Source organism: Streptomyces sp. NRRL B-24572, assembly GCF_002156145.1.
Lineage (GTDB): Bacteria > Actinomycetota > Actinomycetes > Streptomycetales > Streptomycetaceae > Streptomyces > Streptomyces vietnamensis.
The window spans coordinates 1-5,974 of the sequence record NZ_MWIG01000827.1 but is presented as its reverse complement, the minus strand read 5'-3'; the positions used below and the strand labels follow the sequence as shown (position 1 = coordinate 5,974).

Genomic DNA, 5,974 nt, shown 5'->3' with positions numbered 1-5,974 from the left:
GACCCGGGCCGCAACTTCCTCCCGGCCCCCGGCACGGTCACCCTCTTCACCCCGCCGACCGGCCCCGGTGTCCGCCTGGACGCGGGCGTCGAGTCCGGCTCGGTGATCGGCCCGGCCTGGGACTCGCTCCTGGCCAAGCTGATCGTCACCGGCGCCACCCGCGAGCAGGCCCTGCAGCGTGCCGCCCGTGCGCTGGCGGAGTTCAAGGTCGAGGGCATGGCCACCGCCATCCCGTTCCACCAGGCCGTCGTGGTCGACCCCGACTTCACCGCCGCCCCCTTCCGGGTCCACACGCGCTGGATCGAGACGGAGTTCGTCAACGAGATCAAGCCGTTCGCCCCGGCCGGCGCCGAGGCGGACGAGGACGAGACGGGCCGCGAGACGATCGTCGTCGAGGTCGGCGGCAAGCGCCTCGAGGTCTCCCTGCCGTCCTCGCTCGGCATGACGCTGGCCCGCACGGGCCTCGCGGCCGGTGCGAAGCCGAAGCGGCGCGCGGCGAAGAAGTCCGGCCCGACCGCCTCGGGCGACACCCTCGCCTCGCCGATGCAGGGCACGATCGTGAAGGTCGCGGTCGAGGAGGGCCAGGAGGTCAAGGAGGGCGATCTCATCGTCGTCCTTGAGGCCATGAAGATGGAGCAGCCCCTCAACGCCCACCGCTCCGGCACCATCAAGGGCCTGAGCGCCGAGGTCGGCGCCTCCGTCACCTCGGGCGCCGTCATCTGCGACATCAAGGACTGACCGTCGCACGCAGTACCGTACGAAGGGCCCGCAGGCAGCCGCCTGCGGGCCCTTCGCCGAGGGGAGGGTCTTCACTCATGCGCGCCGACGCACGCCGCAACCACGAGCGACTGCTCGTCGAGGCCCGCGCCGCGTTCGCGGAACAGGGCGCGGACGCGCCCCTGGAGGAGGTCGCGCGCCGCGCGGGGGTCGGGATCGGCACCCTCTACCGGCATTTCCCCACCCGCGCCGACCTGTTGAACGCGGTCTTCCAAGAAGCCCTTGCCGAACTGCTCGACCGCTCGCGGGAGCTGGCGGAGGCCGACGCGCCGTGCCGGGCGCTGGTGGAGTGGCTGCGGGCGCTGATCGCCCACGCGGTCGCGTACCGGGGACTCGCACACGCGCTGATGTCCGCCTCGTACGACCGGAGTTCGGCCCTGGCGCGGTGCAGCGATCCGCTGCGCGCGGCGGGCGAGCGGCTGCTCGAACGGGCCCGGAAGGCGGGGCAGGTGCGGGCCGACGTGTCGATCGGCGACCTGATGCAGCTCACCAACGCGATCGCGCTGGCGGCGGAGCAGTGCCCGGAGGACACGGAGCTGGCGGACCGCCTGCTCGCGCTGACGCTGCGGGGACTGAAGGACTGACTCGCGTACGGAACGGCGTGGGACCCCTGGGGGAGGGTCCCTCGGGTACTTCGAGACCGACTTCGGCGGACGTCGGCCGGCATCGACGGACGCCTACCGACTTCGGCCGGCATCGACCGACTTCGGCCGGCGTCGACCGGCTCCTGCCGGCGTCAGCGGCGGCGCATGTCCGCGACCCGGGCCGTGCGTTCCAGCGTCTCGGCGGCCATTCCGCCGCCCGGCCCCCGGAACTGACCGGCCGCCATCCGCCCGCGCTGGACGGGGAGCGGCATGTCACGGCGGGGCCGGGCGCCCGGAGGGACCTGGTCGCCGCCGGAGGGACCGGCGGCCGTGCCCGTACCGGCCACGGCGATCTGCACGCCCTGGTCGGCGAGGGCCTGGAGCTCGGTGGCGGCCCGCTCGTCGTGCGCCGGGGGCTCGTCGGTCACCAGGCGGGTGATGACGTCCGTCGGCACCGTCTGGAACATGGTGTCGGAGCCGAGCTTGGTGTGGTCGGCGAGGACCACGACCTCGGCCGCCGCCTGCACGAGCGCCCGGTCCACGCTCGCGGAGAGCATGTTGGACGTGGACAGGCCGCGCTCGGCGGTCAGTCCGCTCCCGGAGAGGAACGCCCGGGAGACCCGGAGCCCCTGGAGCGACTGCTCGGCCCCGCTGCCCACCAGCGCGTAGTTGGAGCCGCGCAGGGTGCCGCCGGTCATGACGACCTCGACCCGGTTGGCGTGGGCGAGGGCCTGGGCGACGAGCAGGGAGTTGGTGACGACGGTCAGTCCGGGCACGCGGGCGAGCCGGCGGGCCAGCTCCTGCGTGGTCGTCCCGGCGCCGACGACGATGGCCTCGCCCTCTTCGACGAGGCTCGCGGCGACGTCGGCGATGGCCGTCTTCTCCGCTGTGGCGAGATGGGATTTCTGCGGGAAGCCGGATTCTCGCGTGAATCCGCCCGGCAACACCGCACCGCCGTGGCGGCGGTCGAGGAGTCCTTCTGCCTCAAGGGCCCGTACGTCTCTCCGTACGGTCACTTCAGAGGTCTGGACGACGCGGGCGAGCTCGCGGAGCGACACGGCCCCATTGGCTCGCACCATTTCGAGGATCAACTGGCGACGTTCTGCAGCGAACACGAAACTGACAGTAACGTGACCGGCCGATAGTTTTCAGCACTATGCGCCGAATTGCAGAAGATGCGCACAGACGGGGCCTCCAAGTGGTATGGGAGGCCCCGTCGTTGATCGTTCTATGTCCCGCCTTGCCGGGGGTTGTCCGAGTCGGCGAACCGTTCCCGCAGGCGGGAGCCGGGCCGGAGCGGGGTGTTACGCCTCGCCCGTCGCCTTTCGGGTGTGCAACTGCCGTGCCACTTCCGCGATCGAGCCCGACAGGGAGGGGTACACGGTGAAAGCATTTGCGATCTGTTCGACCGTCAGATTGTTGTCGACCGCGATCGAGATCGGATGGATCAGCTCGCTCGCCTTCGGCGCGACGACGCAGCCGCCGACCACGATGCCGGTGCCCGGACGGCAGAAGATCTTCACGAAGCCGTCCCGGATGCCCTGCATCTTCGCGCGGGGGTTGCGGAGCAGCGGCAGCTTGACGACCTTGGCGTCGATCTTGCCCGCGTCCACGTCGGCCTGGGTGTAGCCGACGGTGGCGATCTCCGGGTCGGTGAAGACGTTCGAGGAGACCGTCTTCAGGTTGAGCGGGGCCACCGCGTCGCCGAGGAAGTGGTACATGGCGATACGGCCCTGCATGGCGGCGACCGAGGCGAGCGCGAAGACGCCCGTGACGTCACCGGCGGCGTACACGCCGGGGGCGGAGGTACGGGAGACCTTGTCGGTCCAGATGTGACCGGAGTCCTTCAGCCGGACGCCCGCCTCCTCCAGGCCCATTCCGGCCGAGTTCGGGATCGCGCCGACCGCCATCAGGCAGTGGGTGCCGGAGATGACCCGGCCGTCGGAGAGGGTGACCTCGACCCGGTCGCCGACCCGCTTGGCGGACTCGGCGCGGGAACGGGCCATGACGTTCATGCCGCGGCGCCGGAACACGTCCTCCAGGACGGCGGCCGCGTCCGGGTCCTCGCCCGGGAGCACGCGATCACGGCTGGAAACGAGCGTGACACGGGAGCCGAGCGCCTGGTAGGCACCGGCGAACTCGGCGCCGGTGACACCGGAACCGACCACGATGAGCTCCTCGGGGAGCTCCTTCAGGTCGTAGACCTGGGTCCAGTTCAGGATCCGCTCGCCGTCCGGCTTGGCGTCGGGCACCTCGCGCGGGTGGCCGCCCGTCGCGATCAGCACCGCGTCGGCGGTCAGCGTCTCCTCGGTGCCGTCGGCGGCGGTGACGACCACCTGACGGGAGCCGTCCATCGCCTGCCGCCCGTCGAGCCGGCCGCGGCCGCGCAGGACCCGGGCGCCGGCCCGGGTCACGGAGGCGGTGATGTCGTGGGACTGGGCGAGCGCGAGGCGCTTCACCCGTCGGTTCACCTTGCCGAGGTCCACGCCGACGACACGGGCCGCCTGCTCGATGTGCGGGGTGTCGTCCGCGACGATGATGCCCAGCTCCTCGTAGGAGGAGTCGAAGGTGGTCATCACCTCGGCGGTGGCGATCAGGGTCTTCGAGGGGACGCAGTCGGTCAGGACGGACGCGCCGCCGAGGCCGTCGCTGTCCACGACGGTCACCTCCGCGCCGAGTTGGGCGCCCACCAGGGCCGCCTCGTATCCGCCGGGTCCGCCGCCGATGATCACGATCCGGGTCACTGGGATCTACGCCTCGCGCTCTCGTTCTGCCGGGGGTGTGCGGCCCCCGCTGGGCTGCAGTGCGTACGCCATTGTCCCGCACGCTTCAAGTGCGTACCCCATTCTCCCGCACGCCGGGCGCGGCCTCGCGCCGGGGCCTCCGGAGCCCCCCGTACGGCCTTCACCTCGCGGTTCTCCGGACACCCCGCCCCCTCCCGTACCCTCGGTCCCATGTCGCTCTACGCCGCTTTCGCCGGCAACCTCGACGCGCGGCTGATGAGCCGCCGCGCACCGCACTCCCCGCTGCGCGGCACCGGCTGGCTGAACGGCTGGCGGCTGACCTTCGGCGGAGAGCAGATGGGCTGGGAGGGAGCGCTGGCCACCATCGTGGAGGCCCCCCGCTCCCAGGTCTTCGTGGCGCTGTACGACATCGCGCCGATGGACGAGGACTCCATGGACCGCTGGGAGGGCGTGGGCCTCGACATCTACCGGCGGATGCGGGTGCGGGTGCACACCCTGGACGGCGAGGAGCCGGCCTGGGTGTACGTCCTCAACGCGTACGAGGGCGGGCTGCCGTCCGCGCGGTACCTGGGCGAGGTCGCCGACGCGGCGGAATCGGCGGGCGCGCCGCACGACTACGTGATGGAGTTGCGCAAGCGGCCCTGCTGATCCGGCCGGGCCGATCCGACCGGGTGGCCGGAACCGCCCGTTCGTCGGAAACGACAAGACAACGATCGCATGTCCGTCCGCATCGTCATCTACGCGCGTAGGAATTCTCCGGCTACGCTGCTTCGCGTACCAAATCCGTCCGGGGTTCCCCTCGGACCCCCCTCCCCGAGGCGAGAGAGTCAGTGAACGCAACTGCCACCCCGTACGAGGCCGCCGAGGCCGCTGCCACGCGTCTTCGCGAGCTGACCGGTGTCGAGAACCACGACGTCGCCCTGGTCATGGGCTCCGGCTGGGCCCCCGCCGTCGACGCCCTCGGCGCCCCCGAGGCCGAGTTCCCGGTGACCGAGCTCCCCGGCTTCCCGCCGCCGGCCGTCGAGGGCCACGGCGGCAAGGTCCGCTCGTACAAGATCGGCGAGAAGCGCGCGCTCGTCTTCCTCGGCCGCACCCACTTCTACGAGGGCCGGGGCGTCGCCTCCGTCGCCCACGGCGTCCGCACCGCCGTCGCCGCCGGCTGCAAGACCGTCGTCCTCACCAACGGCTGCGGCGGCCTCCGCGAGGGCATGCGCCCCGGCCAGCCGGTCCTCATCAGCGACCACATCAACCTGACGGCCGCCTCCCCGATCGTCGGCGCGAACTTCGTGGACCTCACCGACCTGTACTCGCCGCGCCTGCGCGCGCTGTGCAAGGAGGTCGACGAGACGCTGGAGGAGGGCGTGTACGTCCAGTTCCCCGGCCCGCACTACGAGACCCCGGCCGAGATCAACATGGTCCGCGTCCTGGGCGGCGACCTCGTCGGCATGTCCACCGTCCTGGAGGCCATCGCGGCCCGCGAGGCCGGCGCCGAGGTCCTCGGCATCTCGCTCGTCACCAACCTGGCGGCGGGGCTCTCGGGCGAGCCGCTGAACCACGAGGAGGTGCTCCAGGCGGGGCGCGACTCGGCGGCGCGGATGGGTGAGCTGCTGACGCGGGTCCTCGACCGGATCTGAGTTCTCCCGGCGCTCCTCGCGCCGGTCGGCCCCCGGGGCCGGTCGGGCGGTCGGAGCGCCGCGGCGGCCGCCCGCCGGGCCGTCGTCCGGCGCGACCGGCCGTCCGGCCTCCGGAGCGTCCGGCCCCGGGCCGTCCGGCGCGACGGGCCGCCGGACGGCCCGGGGCCGGACGCTCCGGACGCCGGACTGCCGGTCGCGCCGGCCGACGGCCCGGCGGGCGGCCGCCGCGGCGCTC

The 5,974-nt window shown here is 72.5% G+C and carries 6 protein-coding genes; 4 read left to right on the top strand and 2 right to left on the bottom strand.

What is annotated here, in order from left to right:
• Both CCN56_RS36730 and CCN56_RS36725 read left to right on the top strand, forming a co-directional pair.
• On the top strand, window positions 1-738 hold a 738-nt coding region (locus CCN56_RS36730; protein WP_143664742.1), incomplete at its 5' end, for a biotin/lipoyl-containing protein.
• 77 nt (window positions 739-815) lie between these two features.
• Window positions 816-1,361 (top strand): TetR/AcrR family transcriptional regulator, encoded by a 546-nt coding sequence (locus tag CCN56_RS36725; RefSeq protein ID WP_086832063.1) that lies wholly within the window; start codon window positions 816-818, stop codon window positions 1,359-1,361.
• Between the two features lie 152 nt (window positions 1,362-1,513).
• Here CCN56_RS36725 and CCN56_RS36720 read toward each other — a convergent pair whose 3' ends face one another.
• Complete coding sequence (locus CCN56_RS36720; protein ID WP_041130929.1) at window positions 1,514-2,440, bottom strand: DeoR/GlpR family DNA-binding transcription regulator; 927 nt, start codon at window positions 2,438-2,440, stop codon at window positions 1,514-1,516.
• A 225-nt stretch (window positions 2,441-2,665) separates the two neighbouring features.
• On the bottom strand, window positions 2,666-4,105 hold the full coding sequence (locus CCN56_RS36715; RefSeq protein ID WP_086832062.1) for an NAD(P)H-quinone dehydrogenase: 1,440 nt from the start codon (window positions 4,103-4,105) through the stop codon (window positions 2,666-2,668).
• A 210-nt stretch (window positions 4,106-4,315) separates the two neighbouring features.
• Here CCN56_RS36715 and CCN56_RS36710 point away from each other — a divergent pair, with 210 nt between their 5' ends.
• Together CCN56_RS36710 and CCN56_RS36705 are read left to right on the top strand one after the other, a co-directional pair.
• A complete protein-coding gene (locus CCN56_RS36710; RefSeq protein WP_017239758.1) occupies window positions 4,316-4,753 on the top strand; it encodes a gamma-glutamylcyclotransferase in 438 nt (145 codons plus the stop codon).
• 182 nt (window positions 4,754-4,935) lie between these two features.
• Window positions 4,936-5,739, top strand: coding sequence for a purine-nucleoside phosphorylase (locus CCN56_RS36705; RefSeq protein ID WP_086832061.1), 804 nt, complete (start codon window positions 4,936-4,938; stop codon window positions 5,737-5,739).
• The last annotated feature ends 235 nt before the right edge of the window (window positions 5,740-5,974 follow it).